Genomic DNA, 21,880 nt, shown 5'->3' on the forward strand with positions numbered 1-21,880 from the left:
TCGTACAATCCTTTTATTTTATCAATTCGAGCAAAATCCGATCATTCGGGCGGAAGCCCGCCGATTCGGCACCGTCGGGAATCGCGTAGATGAATTTTCCGGCGCGTTCAAGCGTTACCATGCCGATCAGTTTGTCTGATGCACGGAACACGTACGCCCGCGTACCGTTCCGCACGGAATCCGTGAACAGCGGTGAAATATAGACGAGCATTCTCGCCGGATTTTCCGTATCGAGGATATAACCGGCGTCTCCGTTCTGACGGGTAAGCGCGTCGAACGCGTTCATCGCTTTCCGGTACACGGCGTTTTCATCACGCAGCTGCCGCATATCCGAAGCGGACGACTGCAGACGGGAATCGAGGTCGGAAATCGTCTGCCGCTGATCGACGATAACGTCGTCCTGCGACTGCAGCATACGCACGGTTGCGGCGACGGTCTGCTTGCCGATGGTGTTCGCCAGAACGGTCATCGCTTTCACGTATTCCGGCAGTGAATTCGACCACGGAACCTGCGACACGGCGGCCGCAAGACGGTTGAACTGTGAAAACCGGGCGTCCACGTCCGTAAGCACCGAGTCGGCGTACTGCAAAACCGCCGCGTCAGAAAGCGCAAGCGAATAGGCGTCTTTTGAAAAAACCGTATCAACCGTGCCGGACGCGTTATCCGCATCATCGGCGTTATCCGCATCATCGGCGTTATCCGCGTTATCGGCACCTTCCGATCCGTCCGCGCCGGAATCCAAAACGGCCCGAATAACGGCGGCGGACTGCGCGTCCGTAAACACCGGATCGAGCAGACTGATTTCCGCTTCGTACTGCTTCGTCAGCGCGTCGATTGAAACTTTCTGACTGTCGAGCAATTCCTGCTGTACGGAAGCAAGCTGTCCGCGCAATTCCGTTATCACCTGCTCGTATTCGCTTGCAAGCTGCTGCTTTTCAAGCTCGAACAGCTGCCGCTGACTGTTTATCGCGGCTTCCTGCTCTTGGGCAAGTTCGATATTTTTACGGTCGTACGAAGCAAGCTGCTGTTTGAGTTCCTCTATCTGGTTTGCGTACAACGCCAGCTGCGGATCGTAATCGGCGTGCAGGGCATTCACCGCCGACGCATATTCGTTCTGAACGGTTTCCGTCCGGCGCAGGCGTTCGCTTTTACTCATTTTCAGCGTTCCCAGCAGATAAATGTCCGAATCGCGTTTCACTTCCGCCTGTTTTAAAGCGGACGCAAGTTCCGTTTCAAGCTGAATTTTCTGATTCGTCGCCTGCTTCAGCGAATTCTCCGTCCGGGAAACGACGTCGAGCAGATTTTTCAGATTCAGATCTTCAAACACTTCAATGCCGACCGACAGCGTATTGTTTTTATGTTCGATATATTTCGAGACGCCGAACGTCAAAAGCCCGACCGTTACGATGCAGCACAGCATAACGATAATAACGAACGGGGATTTCTTTTTGCGCGTCTTGGCGTATTCGACTTCAAGATCGTACGAAACCGGCTTGTCTTTTTCGGGAGGAAGCAGATCGCCCTGCAAGAAAAGCCGTACTTCCGGTTTACTTATCTTTATTTTGTTGCCATTGTCCATATACCGTTCCATCCTTCGGGAGCCTGTTTTATCGACATTCGTTTGAGAAACACGTCCGCAACATCAAGTTCGCACAATTTAAACAGCTGCCGGGCCGTTTTCCAGTCTCCGACGTAATACGCCGCCAGCCCCTGCTCGAAAATGCTGAATTTCCGCAGAATTTCGGGATCCGTCGTTTCCGTATCGAGCGGAACGAATATCTTCTTTCCTTCCGTTTTGCCTTTTACCTGAACCGTATCGATCTCGAAAAAGCGGTACTGTCCCGAATGCCGTTCGACTTCGTTCTTGATATACTCGGAAACGATAACCGGCAGCGCGTATACCCGCGTCAAACCTTCAAGGCGGGAAGCCGAGTTTACGTTGTCGCCGATGACGGTGTTCGTCATATGCTCGAACGAACCGATGTTTCCGTAAAACACGGTTCCGCCGTCTATGCCGACGCCGACGTCTATCAGAACCGCTTTATACACGCGTTCTTCCGCTTCCGTCAGCGTGCGCTCGGCTTCGATCTGCGTCCGGCGCCGGATCAGTTTTTCACGCAGCTCGGCGGTTTCCCGCGTTACCAGCCAGGCGCTCCGCACGGCGGAAACCGATTTGTTTTCAGCCGAATCCGTCGCTCCGTAAATGGCCAGCACGGCGTCTCCGATAATGGAACCGATGATTCCGTTCTGCTCGTGAATCGAATGGATCGCCCGATCGTAATGCAGATTCAGCAGATTGATGATATCGTTGCCGAGCGTCTCCGTCATATACGTAAAACCGCGGATATCGGAGAACAGAATCGACAGTTCGCGCTGCGTTCCTTCAAGCCGGATAATATGCTCGCTGTACGCTTTTTCAACGACGTCGCGGGAAACGAATTTCTGAAAGATTTTGAGCAGATTGTTGATAGTCGACGACAGCGAATTGAACGACGCTCCCAAATACGTAATGTCGTCGTTCGGCGCGCCGCTCAAATCGAGCAGCGACAGATTCTGGCTCGCCTGCATCGTGTACAGACTTTCCGTTATGCGTCTGACCGAAGCGAATATCCGCGAAAATACGGTAAAACCGATCCACAAAAACGCGAGAGTCAAAAGTACGATGATAACGGCGATCTGGCCGAATACTTTAAACGACGCGCGGCGGACTTCCGACCTCGATTCGGCCCGGATCAGATAACATTTCCAATCTTCGTGATACTTATACACACCGAAATACTCGCCTTTCGTGCCTTCAAACGTTACCGAACCTTCCTGCGTACCGCTTTGCCGCGCGGCGTTTAAAGCGGCGACGGCTTTCATATCGGGAAAAATCGTCTGCTGCTCGCCCGACGCGGAGACGTAAAAATACGCGCGGCCGTCGTAACCGATCCCGGCAGCCATGCTGTCTTTCCGGCTGAACCCCTTCTGCGCGACTTTTTCAAGCGCAGCGAGTGCGGCGCGCCGGTCCCGTGAAAAACTGTAAATCTCATACTGATTGGAAGCTGCCGTATACAGATCTTTCAGTTGATTGACCATAACGGTATTCGTAAGCGCGTACACTTCGTGCTGATTCAGCTGAATATTGACAAAATTCGTTGCAAAATTCGACAGCAGCAGCAGGCAGGAAAAGACACCCAAAATCTTTACCGAAACGGGAATGATCGGGGTCTGACCCACGTATTGAAACAATTTTTTTTGCCGAGCCATAAACGTCCTCGTTTTCATTTTACACAGATTGCATAAAATTAGCAACATCGCTATCATATATATATGAAGAATTCCGGGAAAAAATCACTCGTCGCAGCGGGGCTCAAGCTGTCCGTGTTAACGCTCGGTTCGAGGCTGCTCGGCCTCATCAGGGAATCGACAAAGGCAGCTTTTTTGGGAACGTCCGCGCTTGCAGACGCGTTCGGCATTGCGTTTATGATTCCGAATCTGTTCCGGCGCCTCTTCGCTGAAAACAGCATTTCCGTCGCGTTCATTCCGACGTTCAAAGCGTATTTGGAAGACGCCCGGACGCCGGAAAAACAGGCGGAAGTGAAGCAGTTCGTATCGGCGACCTGCACGCTGGTTTCCTTTTTGACCGCCGCAGTCGTCGTCGCCGGAATCTGCGTTACGCCGCTCATCATTCCGTTCTTTTACAAAGACGCGGCGCCGGACGTTATGGCAGAAACGGTTCTGCTGACGCGGATCATGTTTCCGTATCTGTTCGTCATTTCGATAGCGGCGTTTTTTCAGGGAATACTGAACGGCCTCAAAATATTTTCTCCGTCGGGATTCACGCCGATTCTGTTCAACCTGATCGTTATCGCAAGCACGTACTGGCTGTCGCCGTTTACCGCAAATCCGGCGCGCGCGATGGCGATCGGCGTACTGGCGGGAGGAACCGTTCAGGCACTGTTCCAGCTGCCGTTCGTTGTGAAAAACGGCTGGACGTTTTCACTTACGGGGCTGAAAAAAGCCTTTACAAACGAGGGCACGCGCAAAGTCATGCGGCTCGTCGGACCGACGATCGTCGGCATGGCGGCGTATCAGCTGAACGACGTCGTGTCCACCGCGCTGGCCGGAAACGCGGGCACCGGAATCGTTTCGAGTTTACAGTATTCGCTGCGCCTGCAGGAACTGATTTTGGGCATTTTTGCCGTTTCGATCGGCACCGTCATACTGCCCGATCTGTCGGGACTGGCAAAACGGCGGGAATGGGGGCAGTTCAACACGATGCTGACGCAAGCGCTCAGAATCATCGCGCTGATAACGGTACCCATTACGTTTTTTTCGCTCATAACCGGAGAAAACATCATCACGCTGATTTATAAATCGAACAGTTTTACCGACGAGTCCGTCCGGCTGACGCTTGAAGCGTTCAGGTTTCACATTACGGGACTATTTTTTGTCGCGATAAACAGAATCATATCGCCGGCATTTTACGCGCAGGGCAACACTAAAGCGCCGACCGCAGCGGGCCTGATCGGGTTCGCGGCGAACATCGCGCTCGCTTTGCTGCTCGTAAAACCGATGGCCGGCGGCGGAATAGCGCTCGCGTTGACAGTGGCAAGCATCGTGAACACCGTGTTCCTGTTCATTTTCCTTGCAAAAACGGAAACGATCGAAGTGCTGCACGTCGTAACGAAGACGCTGCTTTATACGGTCCGCATAGCCGTTTTTTCGTTTATCGCCGCAGTGCCGGTGTACTTTTTGAAACCGGCGCTTTTTTCGCTTTTTGCCGATCGGAACAGATTTGTCGCGCAGGGCGTTCCGCTGGTGCTGGGGGCTTTGCTTTTTGCGCTCATCGGTGTATTCTTGCTGGTTATAACGCGGGATCCGGTCGTTTCGCTTATCACGGCGAAATTCCGCCGGAAAACAACCGCAAATGAGAGGAGCGTAAGATAAAAACCGCCTGCAATATCGTCGTTTTTTATCTTTTATAAGTTTGCGTTGCAAACTTTTTTATCATCTGCTGCTTTCGTTAAAGCAGCTTAAAAAATCAATCCGAAACTTGACACTTTCGTCTTGACTTTTTATGGGAGTAATCATGTCAGTCCGTCAGACTGAAAAACCGTACAGTCAGTTCTGCCTCCGCCGGAAGCAGGCGTTCGCGCAAAAACTGCAGGAGGCGAACGTTGCCGCCGCGTTTTTTGAAGACACGGAAGGCAGAAGGGATCCTGCAATCAGATATTTTACCGGCCATCCGGGAGACGCGCTGCTCGTCGTTACGGCGAAAGGCGAATCCGTGCTTTGTCCGTGGGACGAACATATGGCGGCTCTTATGGCAGAAGCGGATACGGTGCTGCCGTTTACCAAATTCGCGCGGAATCCGCTCAAAGCCGCAGCCGGAATATTCAGAAAACTGAAACTGGCCGACGGCTCCCGAATCGAAATCCCGCCGGAAACGCCGTATCCGCTGTTTCTGCGGTTTGTCGACGCACTCGCCGGATACAACGTGTTGTGCCGGGAAAACGGTTCGCACGAAGAGGCGGTGCTGATGCGCGCCGTAAAAGACGAATACGAAATCGGTTGTATCAGAAAAGCGGCGGCGGTAACGGACGCCATCATCGAACTGATCGAGGCACGGATAAAAGACGGAACGATTCAAACTGAAACCGACGCCGCGCTGCTGATTGAACGCGAATGCAGAAACGCCGGGTGCGAGGGAACGGGCTTTGAAACGCTCGCGGCGGGTCCGGCGCGCAGCTTCGGCATACATTGCTTTCCGCCGTACACCGCGCAGCCGTTTCCCGCGGACGGTTTGTCGATACTCGATTTCGGCGTCGTCACGGACGGGTATACGAGCGACGTAACGCTCACCGTTGCAAAAGGAACGCTGACGCCCGCACAGGAAGCTCAGCTGGAATTGACGGAAAAAGCGTACGCAAAAGCGCTGGAACTGTACAACCCCGGCGTTCCGATCAAAGCGGCGGCGCTTAAAGCCGACGAAGTGTTCGCGAAAGCAAAAAAATCCATGCCGCACGCGCTCGGTCACGGAATCGGTCTTGAAGCACATGAATTTCCGCCGGTAAAACCGGCGATTCCGCCCGAAACCGTTTTCGTTCCCGGAATGGTCGTTACGCTGGAACCGGGGCTGTACGATCCGGCGAACGGCGGCTGCCGTCTTGAAAACGACGTGCTCATCACGGAAACCGGGCACGAAGTGCTCACCAAATCAAAAATAATCAGATTATAAACGCGCGTCGATCCGCCTATCCGCCGCTTCGGCGGATAGGGATGCACCGGCGGCAGAATTTCAGGTTAACGCCGATCCGCCGACGGCCCCCCGCGCCGGCGATATCGGACGCGGCCACCGTTCGGGCGGAAAATTCCGCCCGTCAGTTTCTACCCGTTCGTTAAATTCCGCCCGTCAGTTTTCGTCCGGCACCGTTTTGCCGTCGGCGACAGAGTCCAGCTTGCGCAGCACGGCGGCAGCCGAAGCATCAAGCGCCACCGCGGAATCCTTATCGGGTAAAGCGTGAATCAGCGGGCGCATAAAACCGAACACTTTTCCGGCAACGGCGATTTCATCGAATTTTTCCACTATGTCGTACCGCTGTTCGGGCGCAGCAACCAAACCGTTCGTCCGGAGCGCTTCAGCGGCGGCGAGCAATCCGGGTTTACCGGAAAGTCTGTCTATAACGTAATCGAGCTGCAGCCGCTGCTTGCCGGTCATAAACGCTTCCCGTTTCAGCGGCGGCAGATACCTGCACAAGTCGCGCATACGGCGGAACATTTCAGCGGCGCTTTCGCATTTTTCTCCGGAGGGCGTATTCATCAGTTTCCGCACCAGTTCGGGCAACTGCTTTACCGCAGCGGAAAACGGCATATCCGCGGCTGCCGGACTGGAGCGTTCCGGCGCGGAAGCTTCAGCAGCCGCGATTTCCGCCGATTCGGACTCGCCCGGTTCGACAAAATCCAGCGGCTCTTCAAACGGGTCGTCGGGTTCGGGAATATCCGAAATCGGCGCGGGTTCGGGCGAAGTGTCTTCAGCCGGCACCGGCTCAGACGGCGCAGGTTCGGGTATATCGGACTCGGCGAGAGGTTCCTGCTCAACGAGAGATTCCGGCTCGGCAAGAGGTTCCGGCTCCGCTGCGGGAACGGGTTCGTCGGCGGAAGCGGATTGCGGAACCGAGGGCTCAAACGGCGGTTCGGGCTGCCGGTCGAACGGGGGAACCGAATCGGTATTCGTATCGGGCCGAGGCCGAAGCGGCGCCGGACGTTCGGGTACAGAAGACTCGGAAGGGCAAGGTTTGGGCGCAGGCGGAAACGCCGGTTCGGGATCCCGATACCGTGCAGGTTCGGGAGTGCGAGGCTCGGCAGCATACGGCTCGGCGTTAAACGGCTCAGGGGCGCGAGGCTCGGCGTTAAACGGCTCGGGAACGGGCGGAACGTCGGAATCGGGAACGTCCTCAGCCGCTTCATTTTGAAGCGGCGACGGTTTCCGTACCGGTTCGGGCGCCGCAGGACCGAGGTCGAGATCTTCGTCTTCAAAATCGAGTACGGACGGATCGCCGGAAGCGTTGCGGTCGTTTTCCGCATCAGGGAGACGGGAATCGGTGTGCGCCGCCGGATCGTAGTCGATCGGACTGCCGTCGGCAACGAGCCCGTCGAGCCCGAATCCGTCCGCGTCTTCTTCTTCGACCGTTTCATCAAGTTCAAGCGGATCGTACACGTCGGCACTTTCGGACACGTCGGCAAAATCATCGAATCGGAACGCTTCCTCGTCTTCCGTATTCGCAGACGTGTTTCCGGAAGCCTCTCCGGACGGCTCGGCGTCGGAATCACCGGAACGGCCGGGAGCGTCGAACAAATCATCGGATGCCAGACAAATTTCATCGTCCGCAGAAGAATCGAAATCGGCCGCATCCACCGACGCGGCGACGGAATCCGGATCGGCCGGCAGGGAACCGCCGTTTTCGGCCGGCTCGCCGTTTTCCGCGAGTATTGAACTTAACCGCCGGACGTTTTCTTCCAAAGCGGTGCTGCACGTATCCGCGGCAAGTGCCCGGCGGTACGTTGCCAGCGCTTCACGCAGTTTCCGCAGCGATTCATACACTGCGGCCAGCGCCGTCAGCGCCTCGGCGTCGGAAGGATCCTTATCGACGTATTTTTCAAGAAAACTTTCCGACATCGCCAGTTTTCCCAGCTGTTTGCAGCGCATTCCCAAATCACGGTAGTGTCTGCGGTACTGCGGATCGAGTTCCGCAATGCGTTTCAGACAAGTATCGAAGCGTCTGCGATCGTTGCTGCACAGGTAATATTGGGAAAGCATATTCCACACGTTCACATCCAACCGATTTTTGTGCCACAATTTTTTAAGCAGACGCGACGCCGCGGCCAATTCATTCGCACTCAAAAGCGCCGAAACGTATCGGAAGCGCATATCGCCGTTCATCAGGGAATCTTTTTCCAGTTTATCAAAAATCTGAACGGACTCCGGAAATTTACCTTCTTTTTCATATACGGTCGCAAGGCCCAGCAGCGCGTTTTCATCAGCAGGATTACGGGACAACGCCGAACGATACTGTTTAAACGCTTCCGCATAGTTGCCGCTCTGCGTCTGCAAATCTGCCATGGACACGAGCATCGCCGGATCATCCGGCTGCAAAGCCAATCCCTGCGCCAACAAATCGAAGGCTTCGTGTTTTTTATTGCGCGCCATTAAAAACGAAGCGTATCCGTTCAGCGCGTCGGCCCATCCTGGCTTCGCTTTCAGCGCGCTTTCATATTCGAGTTTTGCCTCTTCATCCTTACCCAAAATTTCAAATTCTTTCGCAAGATTCAAATGAAGCACCGGATGATTCGGATCGAGTTTCAAACCGCGCCGATAAGAGGCGATCGCGTTCGCACTGTCGTGCCGCAGCGAATACAGGCTGCCCAAATGGTTGTATGCCAAAATGTCGTTCGGATTTTCTTCAATTACCACTTTAAAACATTCCAGCGCGTCCTGGTACATTCCCATCAGTTTATACGTAAAGCCCAAATTATAGTAAATTTCGGTCTGATCGGGCTGAAGGCTGATAGCCTGTTCCAGCGCTTCAATCGATTCCTGATACAGATCCAAACGGCGGTACACGCCGCCCAGTGCGGTAAGCGCTTTGCAGTCGCCGGGATTTTTTTCAACAAGCCGTTTATACACCGGCAGCGCGTTTGAATCCTGACCGGCGCGGACGTACATCAAACCGAGCGCTTCCAGCGTCGCGCCGTCGTCCGGTGCCGCTTTCAGTATCGCTTTATACAATCGGGCGGCAAGTTCAAAATCTCTGGACAACACTGCGGCTTTCGCACGTGAAAGCATGAATTCTTTTTTCTGTACATCGTCGTTCGCCATAAGGGACATTCTCCTTTCATAAAACCGGTGCCGCCGCTGCCGAACGGTACACATTTTTTATCAAAATACGTTATTTTTTCATCGGACGGGCGTATACTTCTTTTGAAAGGGCGCCGGTCTTTCCGTCCCGTTCCGCCGCCAACGCAAAGTAATAAATCTTACCGTTTTGCAGTCCGGTGATCCGGATGGAATTGCGCAGTCCGGCAAAAACGGGCGAAGGACCTTCCGCCGCAATCCGCCCCAGGTATTCGCCGGGACGTTCGCCGTAATACACGTAATAGCCGCCGGTCTCGTCAACCGAGCGGGACCAGGATAAGTCGACGTATCCGTTTCCGGCAGCAGCAAAGACCGCGAACGGCGGCAGCGGCGGCGGATTTTCACGATACGTCAGCGTTACGGCAGTTACCGACGGCGTTTCGTTTCCGGCTCCGTCGGGATACAAATCGGCGGCAATCTGAAAATAAGCGCCGCTCACTCCGGAAACGCTTTCACCGGCCGTAACCGGAATCCACGCGGGTTCCGCGGCCGTCCAGGTAAAATAATTGTCTCCGGCGCGCACGTACAGCTGCACGGCCGTTTGACTGGGTTCGGTTATTTCCGCGCTGACGGAAGAAAGCACGCTTCCGCTGCCGACCGGAATCGGCTGACTTTCAAAGCGGCCGCCGTCCTGCACGTACCGGTCGTAATGGGAGCCGGACGGCGAAGCGGTGCAGATTTCTTCCGGCTGAACGTCCAGTCCGTGACGCAAAATGCGGAAATCGTCTATTTTTCCGGTAAAAGCCGGTGCAATTTCGATATCGGCGGGAGCACCCAAAACCAGCGGATACACCGTTCCGCCTTCGCCGTTTTCGGACGTAACGTACCGGTAATCTTCAAGCAGCCCGTCCACCCGGTATTCGAGTAGTCCCGATTCTTCCGAATACGTCAGCGTGTGATGCGCCCATCGGCCCGGAATAACAGCGCGGTCTCCTTTGAGCACGATGCCGTTCGACGAAGCGGCCGCTCCGTCGAACAAATCGGTGAGCGTCCATTCCAAACGGCTGTTTGCGAACGAAGCAGAAAGCAATTGATAAGCCGAATAGCCGCCCGTATTCCGCGACGACCGCCAAGTCAGTACCGTTTCACCGTTTTCGACGATCAGCGGACACAGCCAAAACTCGATCGTAAAAGAACCGGTCCAGTTTCCGGAACCGAAAATCGACTGCGCGCTGCCGGAAAGCACCAATCCGCCCGACTCGCCGCGCGAAAGAGCCGCGCCGCTGCCTCTGTTGCCGCCCGGCACAAGCGACAGATTCGACGAAACGACCGTATAATTCCCCGCTTTATCGGAAACGGGTTCCAAATCGAACGGCAGCAGCAGATCGGTATATTCGGTCACTTTCCGCGAATTGGTGGAAAGCATCACCGCCTCGTAGCCGAAGCGGCCGCTGCCGGTCGTTACGCCGTCCATAACGGAAAGCTGTTCCCATCCGTTTTTGCCGCCCAGCTCGATAGTCTTCTCAACGGAAAAAAGGGGCAAACATACCGCAGCCAGTAGACAAACAACCGCAAAAAAGGGTATGAGTTGTCTGACGGTTTTATGAATCATGAAAACAGATAATCTGATACGAAAACAACTGCACGACACAGCGCTCAAAGCTCCTTCAACAAGCGGCGTGTACTTCTGGAAAGGAGAAGACGGCACCGTTATTTACGTCGGAAAGGCAAAAAATCTCAAAAACCGCCTTTCTTCCTATTTTTCAGGGCAAAAAGATATCAAAACGCAAATTCTGGTATCCCGCGCCCATTCAATCGAATACATTACGACCGCGAACGAATACGAAGCCTTTATCCTTGAAAACAACATGATAAAGCAGCACAAACCCCGCTACAATATCAACCTGAAAGACGGCAAATCGTATCCGGTACTGCGCGTTACAAACGAAGCGTTTCCCCGTCTGTACAAAACCCGCAGAATCATGCAGGACGGCTCGAAATACTTCGGTCCGTTCCCCGACGTCGGCGCGCTCGACGCTTTTATAGAAACGCTTTTGCGTCTGTATCCGTTACGGCGGTGTAAAAAACTGCGCACCCGCTCCGCACCGTGCATGTATTACCATATCGGCCGCTGCGGCGCACCGTGCTGCGGTAAAATCAGCACCGAAACCTACAACGAATATATCGGTGAAATAGAACAGATACTTGAGGGAAAAGGGAAAGAGACCGCCGACAAGCTCAAGGAGCGCATGAAGCAGGCCGCGCAGGACCTTCAGTTTGAAAAAGCGGCCCGGCTGCGGGACAGCATTGCCGCACTCGACATATTAAAACCGCAGAACATCGTCCAAGACTTCAACCCCGAAGACCGCGACTATATCGCGTACTTTTGCGAAGGAGAGCTGGTCAGTTTTACGGTTCTGAAAATGCGGCAGGGTAAATTGCTCGGACGGGACAATTACCGCACCGTCAGCTTGAACGAAGCGGACGAACTGCTCGGCGAATTTCTGGCGGCGTATTATACGGACGCGGACGCGATTCCGCCGAAAATATTCGTTCCGACCAGAGAAGGTCTCGAACTGACGAAAGAATGGTTCGCTGCAGCGTTCGGCGCACATCCGGAAATCGACACGGTTGCGGACGGAACCGACAACGCACGGCGGCACGAAGCGGCGCTGAATATGGCGTTTCAAAACGCGCGCGAAGATATCGCACGGCGCGTCCGGGAACGCGGAGACATACCGGCAATGGAAGAACTTCGGGATCTGCTGGGTCTGCCGCACCTTCCGGTCAGAATAGAAGGATTCGACATCGCCCATATCGACGGCAAATTCCCCGTCGCGAGTCTGATCAGTTTTTACAACGGCAATCCCGACAAAAAAAACTATCGCTATTTCAGGCTGAAAACAACCGACGGCGTTATCGACGATTTTGCGTCCATGCGTGAAGCGGCGAGCCGCCGGTATACCCGGCTTCTGAACGAACAGGCGGAAATGCCCGATCTGATTCTGATAGACGGCGGTATCGGACAAGTGAACGCCGTCGAAGGCGTACTCAAAGCGCTGTCGCTCGACATTCCGGTAGCCGGCCTTGCAAAACGGGACGAAGAAATCTACCGCCCTGGCAACAGTACGCCGATTTGTCTGCCCAAACGAAGCGACGCGCTTCGCCTGCTGCAGCGCGTGCGCGATGAAACGCACCGGTTCGCTACCAGCAGAAACCAGCGCCTGCGCACGAAAGAAAACACGGTCAGCGCGTTCGCCGCATTGCCGCACGTCGCAGAAGTCCGCGCGCGCACGCTGATGCAGACGTTCACATCACCGGAAAAAATGATCGGCGCGTGCACCGATTCGCCGCAGCCTATCGCCGACGCGCTGCGCATACCGATCGCACAGGCAGCCGAAATACTCGCCGCGGCAAAAACGGCCGTGCGCGAACGCGAACGGCGGGCAGTGCTTTCCGGCAGACCGGCGGCGGGAAATCGCAGCGCGGCGGGAACGCACGCGGCGTCCCGGCAGTCCGGTTCCGCCGCTTCGTATCCGGCACAGACTGCAAGCCAAGCGGAAGATCTTGCGGACACACTCGCCGCGCAGCTGTTCGCGGCGGAACCGGAGCCCCGTTACCGATCCGAATCGGACTGAACGATTTCCGACGCGGCGACGAGCTGCCCTTTCATTCGCTCCGTTACGCGCGGCCCGTATACGAGCAGCGCGGCCCGGTCAAAATCGCACAGTATCCGCAGCGCGGCGCTCAGTTCTTCCGCCGTAATCGAACGGATACAGTCGACGACGTCGGCAGTCGACCGCTGCGGAAAACCGTACGTATAATTGCGCGCGAGCCGCTTCATCCGGTATTCCATATCTTCTGAAGAAATGATTTCTTCGCCGCATAAATGTTCTTTTGCAGCGGTAACTTCGTCTTCCGTAAACCCTTGTTCACGCAGAGCGCGCAGTTCCCGGAACAGCGTTTTTACCAGACGCAGACCGTACCGCTTCGCACTGGAGGCGTACGCACACCAGCAGCCCGCGTCGGCGTAGAACGTCGTAAAACTGTATACGTTATAACAGAATCCGCTTTCTTCACGCAGCTTTTGGAATAAGCGCGAACTCATCGTATCGCCAGCGAGCGCGTTCAAAATCGCCCAGGAATAGTACTGGCGTTCATCGAATGGAACCGGCAGCGGAAACTGCGCAAAAAACTGCGTCTGTCGGAACGGTGCTTCCTGGAAAACGACGCCGCGCTTCCATTCGGGTGCGGAAACGACGAGTCCGATATCATCAGCCGGCGGTTCACTGCGGACGGACAGCGTTTCGAGCCGCCGCGCAGCGGACGCAGCGTCGATGTTACCCGCCAGACACACGGTGAGCGCTCCCGATGCAAATCGCTCCCGATACCAGCGGTACACCTGATCGCGCGTCAGTTTTTCCACGTCTTTAACGGAACCGGAAATACTTGCGGAAACCGGATGATTCGGCCACACCGCTTCGGACGCCGCGTCGAGCGCGGCCTCTTCGGCATCGTCCTGAGAAGAAATGATTTCACTTTCGATCACCGCCCGCTCGCGCTCAACTTCTTCCGGATCGAACACCGAACGTTCGGTCATATCGCATAAAATATCGAGCGCAGTCTGCACGTGCACGGCGGGCACGACGCAGTACACGCACACGTTTTCCCGTTCGGTAAACGCGTTGATATACCCGCCTATCCGGTCGAACGAAGAAGCGATGTCGAACGCGCGGCGCGTATCGGTACCCTTGAACAGCAAGTGCTCGGCAAAATGCGTAACGCCGCGTTCCCCCGGACGTTCGTACCGGGATCCGGCGCGAAACCAAAAGCCGATCGCGGCAGTTTGAACTTCCGCAACCGGCTCCGTAACGAGTACCGTTTTATTTGTTAAAATCTGCGTACTGACAGACATTCCTTATTTATTCTGATCTTCGACCGCGTCGATGTAAGACAGATTCAGACGTCCCATTTTATCGATTTCAAGGAGTTTTACGGGAATCTGCTGTCCTTCACTGACGACGTCGGTTACTTTTTCAACCCGTTTGCGCGACAGTTTGGAAATATGGCAGAGACCCTCTTTTCCCGGCAGAATTTCGACGAACGCGCCGAAATCCATAATCCGTTTTACCGTTCCCTGATAAACGGTTCCCACTTCGGGGTCTTCGACGATAGCTTTCACGGCCGTTTTCGCCGCATCCGTCGATTTGCCGTTTTTACCGTAAATGGTAACGGTACCGTCGTCGTCGGTGTTGATCGTAACGCCGTAGAGCGCCGAAATTCCTTTAACCGTTTTACCGCCGGGACCGATGAGCGCGCCGATCTTGTCTACGTCGATTTTCATCGTTTCGATTTTCGGTGCGTACTCGCTGATTTTAGCGGCGGGCTTGCTGATCGTCTGATTCATGATACCCAGAATGTGCAGCCGGCCGCGTTTAGCCTGTGCCAGCGCTTTCTGCATGATTTCGGTCGTAACGCCGGCAATTTTGATATCCATTTGGAAGCCGGTAATACCGTCGGCGGTTCCCGCAACTTTAAAGTCCATGTCGCCCAAGTGATCTTCTTCACCCAGAATATCGGACAGAATCGCATATTTTTCGTATTTGTCGCCTTCGGTGATGAGTCCCATCGCGATACCGGCAACCGGCTTTTTCATCGGAACACCGGCAGCCAGCATACACAGCGTACCGCCGCACACGGACGCCATTGAAGACGAACCGTTCGATTCCATGATTTCGGAAACGACGCGGATAGTGTACGGGAACGCTTCGCGCGACGGCACCATCGGTTCCAGCGAGCGGCGGGCGAGGTTTCCGTGACCGATTTCGCGGCGTCCGGTACCCATGCGGCCGACTTCACCGACCGAATACGGCGGAAAGTTGTAGTGCAGGATAAAGTGTTCGCGGCGGTCGCCGTCGATATCGTCGTACACCTGTTCGTCGAGCGCCGTACCGAGCGTGGCGACGGCCAAGGACTGCGTTTCACCGCGGGTAAAAATGGCCGATCCGTGCGGCCGGGGCAACACGTCGATCTCACAGCTGATCGGACGGATGTCTTCCGTACCGCGGCCGTCGACGCGCACTCCCTTGTCGAGGATGCTCTTGCGCAGAATATTGTATTCCATATCTTCAAACAGCGCGTTGAACAGTTTCATCTGCGTTTCGTTTTCAAGCTGAGCCGCGTATTTTGCGGAAAGGTCGGCTTTGACCGCCGCGATCGCTTCGTGGCGCAGGTGTTTGCCTTTGACGAAACACGCTTCTTCCATGCGCGGCATGGCTTCAGCAAGCATCGCGTCCTTATTTTCGAGCGCGACGGTAACGGGGCACAACGGCAGTTTTTCTTTGCCGGCGAGCTTGCGCAGTTCGTTCTGCAACCCGCACATCGCCGTAATGAACTCCTGCGCCTTGGCAAGCGCGCCGAGCATTACGTCTTCGGAAACTTCGTTCGCGCCGCCTTCAACCATCGTAAAACCGTCGGCCGTACCGGCAACGACGATTTCAAGCTCGGCTTTTTCGATCTGCGCATACGTCGGATTCAACACGTAGTCGCCGTCGACGTACGCGACGCGCACGCCCGCGATCGGACCGTTGAACGGAATGTCGGAAATGACGACGGCCGCGGAACTTGCGACGACGGCCAGCATATCGGGCGGATTGATCTGATCGGAAGAAACGCACGTGGGCACGATTTGAATTTCACGGCCGAACGCAACTTCAAACAGCGGGCGCATAGGGCGGTCGATCAGGCGGGAAACCAGAATTTCCTTGTCCTTGGGCCGTCCTTCGCGTTTAATAAAACCGCCGGGAATTTTTCCGGCAGCATAATATTTTTCGTTATAGTCTACGGTAACCGGAACGAAGTCCAATCCTTCCTGCGCCGTACCGGACGCGCACGCAGTCGCGATAACGGCGGAACCGCCGAACTGTGCGTACACGGCTCCGTTCGCCTGTTTTGCAAGCCGGCCGGTTTCAAGAATCAATTCCTGATCGCCGATTTTATAAGTAACTCTTTGAACCATTTTATCCTTCTTATATATTGCGGTAAAAACTCATATTGTATCCGGGAACGCTGCAAACTCGTCAACGAGGCATCCCCGAAAAGTGAAAAAGGACAGTCTCCCGCACACAACGGCAGCAGACTGTCCTGAACAACTTACTTGCGAAGTCCCAGTTCTTTGATGAGCGCGCGGTACGTTTCAAGATCGCTGCCCTGCAAGTACTTTAACAGACTTCTGCGCTGACCGACAAGTTTGATAAGACTGCGCGATGCACTCTTATCTTTCTTGAAAGTCTTACAGTGTTCCGTAAGCTGTTTGATCCGTTCAGTCAGCAAAGCTATCTGAACTTTCGTGTTGCCCGTATCGCGTTCGTTTGCACCGAACTTGCCGATAACGGCAACAGTTGTGTCCTTTGTAAGTGCCATTACTTACTCCTTCTATTTTAATCCCTAAGATAACCAACGTTACGCCGTAAAATCTACGGCGGCAAGAGCCTCTCCCGCGGTGCCCCGCGTGAACCGTACCGTTATTTTCCGCGACTTCCGGCAGAAAATTGCGGTTTGCGGCTGCAAAAATCCGTTTTCCCGGCAAAGCGCCCGTACTTCGTATTCTCCGTCCGGCGGAAGCACTTGCACCGTCCGCGCACCGTCCGCCCCTGCTTCTGCCGTCAAAACATCCGGCGCCGACCGTTCCCAACGGAAAAGCGAACAATCCAATCTGAACGGACGCCGAAGCAGCCGTTCCGCACCGAAAAAATCACCCGCGGCTACCGCGGCGCGGATTCGAGTGGAACTCACCCGTTCGCCGTCGATTACGACCGGCTCGATAACGTCCAGCACCACGCCGCGTTTTTCCGTAAAAGTACGGATAACGTCGATATCCGCCGATCCTTTATATCCGCAGCGAAAATCGGGACCTTCGGCAAGAAATTTCATGCGGAACGTGTCCGCCAAAATCGACAAAAAGGTACTCCCTTCCATTCTACCGAATTCACCGGAAAAGTCAATTACCACGGCGAACGCAAAACCTTTTTCCCTGCAAATATCCAGCCGCTGGGCCAGCGTCGATACGGCGCCTTCAAAAACAGCCGGATGCCGAAGCGCACGCGGCGGTTTTGCAAACGTTACGATGCCCGGAAGCAAATCCGTGCGGGCGAGCACCGCGTTAAAAAGCGCGTCGTGACCGGCGTGCATTCCGTCGAATCCGCCTACCGACAGCGCGGTACCGGCAGCGCCGTACGAAGCGAAACGGTCCGGCTCACCGAAGCCGCCGGCAACGGCGCTGTCCCAATCGTAAACGGTAAAATCATATTCACGCATGGAAATCTCCCGGCTGAATAACGAATCCGTAGGAGAGCCGTCCGCCGCCGCGCCGTACGATACCGGCGAACGAACCGTCGCCGTAAAACACCGCAAAATCCGTATCAACGGCAACGGCAGGATCAGCGGCCGCAAACCGACCTCCGCCCGCGGCGCACGACTGTTCCGGACGGAACGGCACGAACCATTCGTTTTGTAAACTCCGGCCGTTCACATACGAGCCGGCGTGTTCGGAACACACCGTAACCGGATAAAACCCGCACGCCTGCGCCGTTTCGGGTGTAAACGCGCGCAGCGACCGGCAGATGTCGGCCAATTCGGAATCCGGGCACGGCTGCGAGCGCACCGCAGCGGCGCTTTCGGTAGCGACCGTAAACGGCGCGAGCGTATCGGAAAAAACGGCGTCCTCCAGCCGGAACGGTCCCACCGCCGTACGCCGCAGCGCCGCAAGATGCGCGCGGGAACCGGCTTCACGCGCAATATCGCGCGCCAAAGAACGGACGTACGTTCCTTTTGAACAGGAAACTTCAATCAGCGCACAGCCGCCGGCAAAATCGAGCAGTCGCAGTGAACGGATTGCAACGCTGCGCGCACTCAGCGTAACGCTGCCGCCGCAGCGGATCACGTCGCTCGCCCGTTTACCGTCCACGTGCACGGCGGAATACGCCGGCGGAACCTGAGAAATCGTTCCGGTAAAACGGGGTAAAACGCGCTCCAGCTCAGAAAGAGAGGGAATCGGCGCGGACTCGACGACCGTTCCGCCCGGATCGAGCGTGTCCGTTTCGGTACCGAAACGGATAACGGCCTGATAGGTTTTGTCAAACGCAGTGATATGGGAAACGAGGCGGGTCATTTTACCGGCAAGCACGACCAGCAGCCCTTCGGCAAAGCTGTCGAGCGTACCGGTATGTCCGACTTTACCGGTGCCGAGCGCTTTTTTTACCGCGCCGAGTGATGCAAAACTTGTCGGTCCCGGACGCTTCGCGTACAGCAAAACTCCGGACACACCAGAATCACGGGAGCGCAGTTTACCGCTCCTGTGAACTCTGGGACTGGAGTTCAAGATCGTTCAGTTTACGAACCATCTCGAACCCTTCCTTTATACTCTGATCCAATATGAACGACAGTTTGGGGAACTGCCTGATCGTCAATTTCTTTGCGATAGTCGATTGGATAAAACCTGCGGCGTTCTGCAGTCCTTTTACGCCGTTTTCCGTTTCCTTCACGCTCATAAAGCTGGAAACGTAGACTTTCGCATACCCCAAATCGCCCGACACGTCCACCCGATTGACGGAAAGGAAAGTCGAAACACGAGGATCTTTTATCTGCCGGGTCAGTATCATCCGGGAAATTTCTTCCCGGATTTGCTCGCCCAGCCGTATCAGTCTAAACGATGACATGACGCTGCTTATTCTCCCGCACCGGAATCGGCCGCCGTTTTTGCGTTTGAAATCGGATCGCCGAGTTTACGCGCGACCTCAACGAATTCAAATACTTCAAACTGATCGCCGACTTGTATATCGTGCCAGCTGTCTACGCCGATACCGCATTCGTATCCGGCGGCGACTTCCTTCACATCGTCCTTAAAACGTTTCAAAGAAGAAATCTTTCCGGTATACACGACGATACCTTCACGGATAACGTTCACGCTGCTCGTCCGTTTAACCGTTCCCTGCAGAACGTACGAACCGGCGATCGTTCCGATTTTGGGAACGCGGAACGTGTCGCGCACTTCAACGGTACCGATCACTTCTTCCTTAACGTCGGGTTTCAGCATTCCTTCCATTGCAAGCGTAATTTCTTCAACCGCTTTATAGATAACGTTATATTTGCGGATGTCTACCTTTTCCTGATCGGCAATAAGTTTCGCCTTCGGAGTCGGGCGGACGTTGAATCCCACGATAATCGCGTTGGAATCCGCCGCTGCGAGCATAACGTCGCTTTCGTTGATGGCGCCGGCGGACGAATGGATGACCACGAGCCGGATATCTTTCGTCGAAAGTTTTTCGAGTGAAGATTTAAGCGCTTCCGCGGAGCCTTGAACGTCGGCCTTGATAATGACTTTCAGTTCCATGACCTCGCCGGCGTCGATCGTATCGTACAAGTTGTCGAGCGTAACCTTTTTAACGCTCTTGGCGTCTTCAAAGCGTTTCAGCTCCTGACGTTTTGCTGAAATCGAACGGGCCGTCTTTTCCGTGTCGGTTACCTGGAACGGATCCCCTGCGTTCGGCATAGACTCCATACCCAGAATTTCAACCGGCATACTCGGCGTCGCTTCGTCGATTTTCTGTCCGACGTCGTTGAATATCGCGCGGACGCGTCCCGAATAAATACCCGCGACGAACGGATCGCCGGTTCTGAGCGTGCCGCGTTCGATAATCACGGTCGACACGACGCCGCGGCCGTGATCGACGCGCGATTCGACAATTTTACCTTCGGCACGGCAATCCCGCGTAGCCTGCAGTTCGAGTACTTCGGCCTGCAGCAGGATCGCGTCGAGCAGATTGTCCAGTCCTTCTTTTTTAAGCGCACTGATATGGACGAACTGCGTATCTCCGCCCCAATCTTCGGGAATCAGACCGAGATCGGACAACTGCGTCTTGACGCGGTCGGGATTCGCTTCCGGTTTGTCTATTTTGTTCACCGCAACGATGATCGGTACTTTCGCGTCTTTCGCGTGATTGATGGCTTCAACCGTCTGCGGCATGACGCCGTCGTCGGCCGCAACGACCAGCACGACGATGTCGGTAATTTTGGCACCGCGCGCACGCATCATCGTGAACGCTTCGTGACCGGGCGTATCGAGGAACGTAATGCGTCCCTTCGCCGTTTCGACCATATACGCGCCGATGTGCTGCGTGATGCCGCCGAATTCGCCTTCCGCAACGTGTGCGCTGCGAATGGCGTCCAGCGTTTTAGTCTTTCCGTGGTCGACGTGTCCCATGATCGTTACGACCGGCGGCCGCGGCTGTTCGCCGGCATCCGACCCGGTATCGCTTTCAATGACCGTCTCGTCGTACAAACTGACGATATGCACGTCGCATCCGTATTCGGAGGCAACGAGCGTCGCCGTATCGGCGTCGATGGACTGCGTAATCGAAACCATCATGCCCATAGACATCAGCTTCGCGATGATATCCGACGCTTTCAGGTTCATTTTTTTTGCGAGGTCCGAAACGGAGACCGTTTCCATAATCTCGATGGACTGGGGAACGGGATTCGCCATCGTCGACTGCTTTTTCTTCTGTCCGAACAGTTTATCGCGGAATTCCTCTTCTCTGTCCCTGCGCGAATACACCGGCTTTTTAGCCTTAAACGTTTTCTTAGCGGGAACTTTTTTGGCTTCTTCAATAGGAGTAGAAGGCGCGCCGCCGAATCCGGGCCGACCGCCCTGTCCGGGACCGCGGTTATAGCCGCCCGGGCCGCGATTGTAACCGCCCGGTCCGCCTTGGCCGGGGCCGCGACTGTAGCCGCCCGGTCCGCCTTGGCCGGGACCGCGGTTGTAGCCGCCTTGTCCGCCTTGGCCGGGACCGCGATTGTAGCCGCCCGGTCCGCCTTGGCCGGGACCGCGATTGTAGCCGCCCGGTCCGCCTTGAGCACCCTGACCGGGGCCGCGATTATAACCGCCTTGTCCGCCCGGATTTCCCTGACCGGGGCCGCGGTTATAGCCGCCTTGTCCGCGGTTCTGATACCCTTCACGTGCCTGTGCACCGGTAAAGCCGCCTTCACGGCGCTGACCGTAGCCGCCGCCGTCTCTGCCGCCGCGGTAATTATTATTCCGCGGTTTATCCGAAAGATTTCCCGCTTTTACGTTAGGCCGGGAAGGACTCAATTCAAAAGGCGCATTCTGCCGCGGCTTTTGCTCTGCGCGAGGCGCGGCATCCTGTCCCTGAGGGGCGGGTTTATCCTTGCGGACGGAATCCGAACCGGGACGGGCAGCTGCGGGAGCCGCCGCCGGGGCGGAGGAAGGAATCGGTTTCACAGCAGGTTTCGGACCGTCACCCTTAGCCGCAGCGGCAGGAGCGGCCGTTACGACGACCTTCTTCTTGACGACGACGACTTTTTTCTTTTCAGGAGCTTTATCGGCATCGACGGCAGACTGCTTGTGCACTACTACCTTTGCCGGTTCTGCCGAAGGATTCGGTGAAGCTCCTGACGGCTGCGGGTCGCTTTTCTGCTTGTTCAATATAAATTTGGGTTTATTTTCTACTTCATCCGCCATATGCT

The 21,880-nt window shown here is 55.4% G+C and carries 14 protein-coding genes; 3 read left to right on the top strand and 11 right to left on the bottom strand.

Annotation, left to right across the window (positions count from 1 at the left end; all coding sequences use genetic code 11):
* Positions 1 to 13: 13 nt before the first annotated feature.
* Both TREBR_RS10110 and TREBR_RS10115 read right to left on the bottom strand, forming a co-directional pair.
* The gene (locus TREBR_RS10110; protein ID WP_013759079.1) at positions 14 to 1,579 is read right to left on the bottom strand and encodes a hypothetical protein; all 1,566 of its coding nucleotides are present in this window, start codon (positions 1,577 to 1,579) and stop codon (positions 14 to 16) included.
* Positions 1,558 to 3,249 (bottom strand): adenylate/guanylate cyclase domain-containing protein, encoded by a 1,692-nt coding sequence (locus TREBR_RS10115; protein WP_013759080.1) that lies wholly within the window; start codon positions 3,247 to 3,249, stop codon positions 1,558 to 1,560. The genes TREBR_RS10110 and TREBR_RS10115 overlap by 22 nt, the downstream gene beginning before the upstream one ends.
* Before the next feature lie 63 nt (positions 3,250 to 3,312).
* Between TREBR_RS10115 and murJ the strand changes: the two genes are divergently transcribed.
* Together murJ and TREBR_RS10125 are read left to right on the top strand one after the other, a co-directional pair.
* Positions 3,313 to 4,932 (top strand): murein biosynthesis integral membrane protein MurJ, encoded by a 1,620-nt coding sequence (gene murJ / locus TREBR_RS10120; RefSeq protein WP_013759081.1) that lies wholly within the window; start codon positions 3,313 to 3,315, stop codon positions 4,930 to 4,932.
* A 142-nt stretch (positions 4,933 to 5,074) separates the two neighbouring features.
* Positions 5,075 to 6,223: a M24 family metallopeptidase gene (locus TREBR_RS10125; RefSeq protein WP_013759082.1), complete on the top strand. Its 1,149-nt coding sequence runs from the start codon at positions 5,075 to 5,077 to the stop codon at positions 6,221 to 6,223.
* A 174-nt stretch (positions 6,224 to 6,397) separates the two neighbouring features.
* On the opposite strand, the gene TREBR_RS10130 is transcribed toward TREBR_RS10125, so the two are convergent.
* Positions 6,398 to 9,361 (bottom strand): tetratricopeptide repeat protein, encoded by a 2,964-nt coding sequence (locus TREBR_RS10130; RefSeq protein ID WP_013759083.1) that lies wholly within the window; start codon positions 9,359 to 9,361, stop codon positions 6,398 to 6,400.
* Positions 9,362 to 9,431: 70 nt separating this feature from the next.
* Positions 9,432 to 10,880, bottom strand: coding sequence for a LamG-like jellyroll fold domain-containing protein (locus TREBR_RS10135; protein WP_245523711.1), 1,449 nt, complete (start codon positions 10,878 to 10,880; stop codon positions 9,432 to 9,434).
* Between the two features lie 67 nt (positions 10,881 to 10,947).
* Here TREBR_RS10135 and uvrC point away from each other — a divergent pair, with 67 nt between their 5' ends.
* A complete protein-coding gene (gene uvrC, locus TREBR_RS10140) occupies positions 10,948 to 12,975 on the top strand; it encodes an excinuclease ABC subunit UvrC (RefSeq protein ID WP_013759085.1) in 2,028 nt (675 codons plus the stop codon).
* Here uvrC and TREBR_RS10145 read toward each other — a convergent pair.
* From TREBR_RS10145 to infB, 7 genes are all read right to left on the bottom strand, one after another.
* Positions 12,954 to 14,252, bottom strand: coding sequence for a M16 family metallopeptidase (locus tag TREBR_RS10145; RefSeq protein ID WP_013759086.1), 1,299 nt, complete (start codon positions 14,250 to 14,252; stop codon positions 12,954 to 12,956). The genes uvrC and TREBR_RS10145 overlap by 22 nt on opposite strands.
* 3 nt (positions 14,253 to 14,255) lie before the next feature.
* On the bottom strand, positions 14,256 to 16,355 hold the full coding sequence (gene pnp, locus TREBR_RS10150; protein ID WP_013759087.1) for a polyribonucleotide nucleotidyltransferase: 2,100 nt from the start codon (positions 16,353 to 16,355) through the stop codon (positions 14,256 to 14,258).
* 134 nt (positions 16,356 to 16,489) lie between these two features.
* Complete coding sequence (gene rpsO / locus TREBR_RS10155) at positions 16,490 to 16,759, bottom strand: 30S ribosomal protein S15 (RefSeq protein ID WP_013759088.1); 270 nt, start codon at positions 16,757 to 16,759, stop codon at positions 16,490 to 16,492.
* A gap of 39 nt (positions 16,760 to 16,798) precedes the next feature.
* A complete protein-coding gene (locus TREBR_RS13805; protein ID WP_013759089.1) occupies positions 16,799 to 17,653 on the bottom strand; it encodes an FAD synthetase family protein in 855 nt (284 codons plus the stop codon).
* A complete protein-coding gene (gene truB, locus TREBR_RS10165) occupies positions 17,646 to 18,659 on the bottom strand; it encodes a tRNA pseudouridine(55) synthase TruB (protein ID WP_013759090.1) in 1,014 nt (337 codons plus the stop codon). The genes TREBR_RS13805 and truB overlap by 8 nt, the downstream gene beginning before the upstream one ends.
* A gap of 22 nt (positions 18,660 to 18,681) precedes the next feature.
* Entirely contained in the window at positions 18,682 to 19,053 is a 372-nt protein-coding gene (gene rbfA, locus TREBR_RS10170) for a 30S ribosome-binding factor RbfA (protein WP_013759091.1), read from the bottom strand.
* A gap of 8 nt (positions 19,054 to 19,061) precedes the next feature.
* On the bottom strand, positions 19,062 to 21,875 hold the full coding sequence (gene infB / locus TREBR_RS10175) for a translation initiation factor IF-2 (RefSeq protein ID WP_013759092.1): 2,814 nt from the start codon (positions 21,873 to 21,875) through the stop codon (positions 19,062 to 19,064).
* Positions 21,876 to 21,880 lie beyond the last annotated feature (5 nt).

It is taken from the genome of Treponema brennaborense DSM 12168 (assembly GCF_000212415.1).
In the GTDB taxonomy this organism is placed as follows: Bacteria; Spirochaetota; Spirochaetia; order Treponematales; family Treponemataceae; genus Treponema_F; species Treponema_F brennaborense.

Bases quoted from the DNA above. Each gene is read 5' to 3' on its own strand.
- pnp (WP_013759087.1), bottom strand. From the start codon at position 16,355: ATGGTTCAAAGAGTTACTTATAAAATCGGCGATCAGGAATTGATTCTT.
- infB (WP_013759092.1), bottom strand. From the start codon at position 21,875: ATGGCGGATGAAGTAGAAAATAAACCCAAATTTATATTGAACAAGCAG.
- TREBR_RS10125 (WP_013759082.1), top strand. From the start codon at position 5,075: ATGTCAGTCCGTCAGACTGAAAAACCGTACAGTCAGTTCTGCCTCCGC.
- TREBR_RS10130 (WP_013759083.1), bottom strand. From the start codon at position 9,361: ATGGCGAACGACGATGTACAGAAAAAAGAATTCATGCTTTCACGTGCG.
- TREBR_RS10145 (WP_013759086.1), bottom strand. From the start codon at position 14,252: ATGTCTGTCAGTACGCAGATTTTAACAAATAAAACGGTACTCGTTACG.
- TREBR_RS10115 (WP_013759080.1), bottom strand. From the start codon at position 3,249: ATGGCTCGGCAAAAAAAATTGTTTCAATACGTGGGTCAGACCCCGATC.
- uvrC (WP_013759085.1), top strand. From the start codon at position 10,948: ATGAAAACAGATAATCTGATACGAAAACAACTGCACGACACAGCGCTC.
- TREBR_RS13805 (WP_013759089.1), bottom strand. From the start codon at position 17,653: ATGCGTGAATATGATTTTACCGTTTACGATTGGGACAGCGCCGTTGCC.
- rbfA (WP_013759091.1), bottom strand. From the start codon at position 19,053: ATGTCATCGTTTAGACTGATACGGCTGGGCGAGCAAATCCGGGAAGAA.
- rpsO (WP_013759088.1), bottom strand. From the start codon at position 16,759: ATGGCACTTACAAAGGACACAACTGTTGCCGTTATCGGCAAGTTCGGT.
- murJ (WP_013759081.1), top strand. From the start codon at position 3,313: ATGAAGAATTCCGGGAAAAAATCACTCGTCGCAGCGGGGCTCAAGCTG.
- TREBR_RS10110 (WP_013759079.1), bottom strand. From the start codon at position 1,579: ATGGACAATGGCAACAAAATAAAGATAAGTAAACCGGAAGTACGGCTT.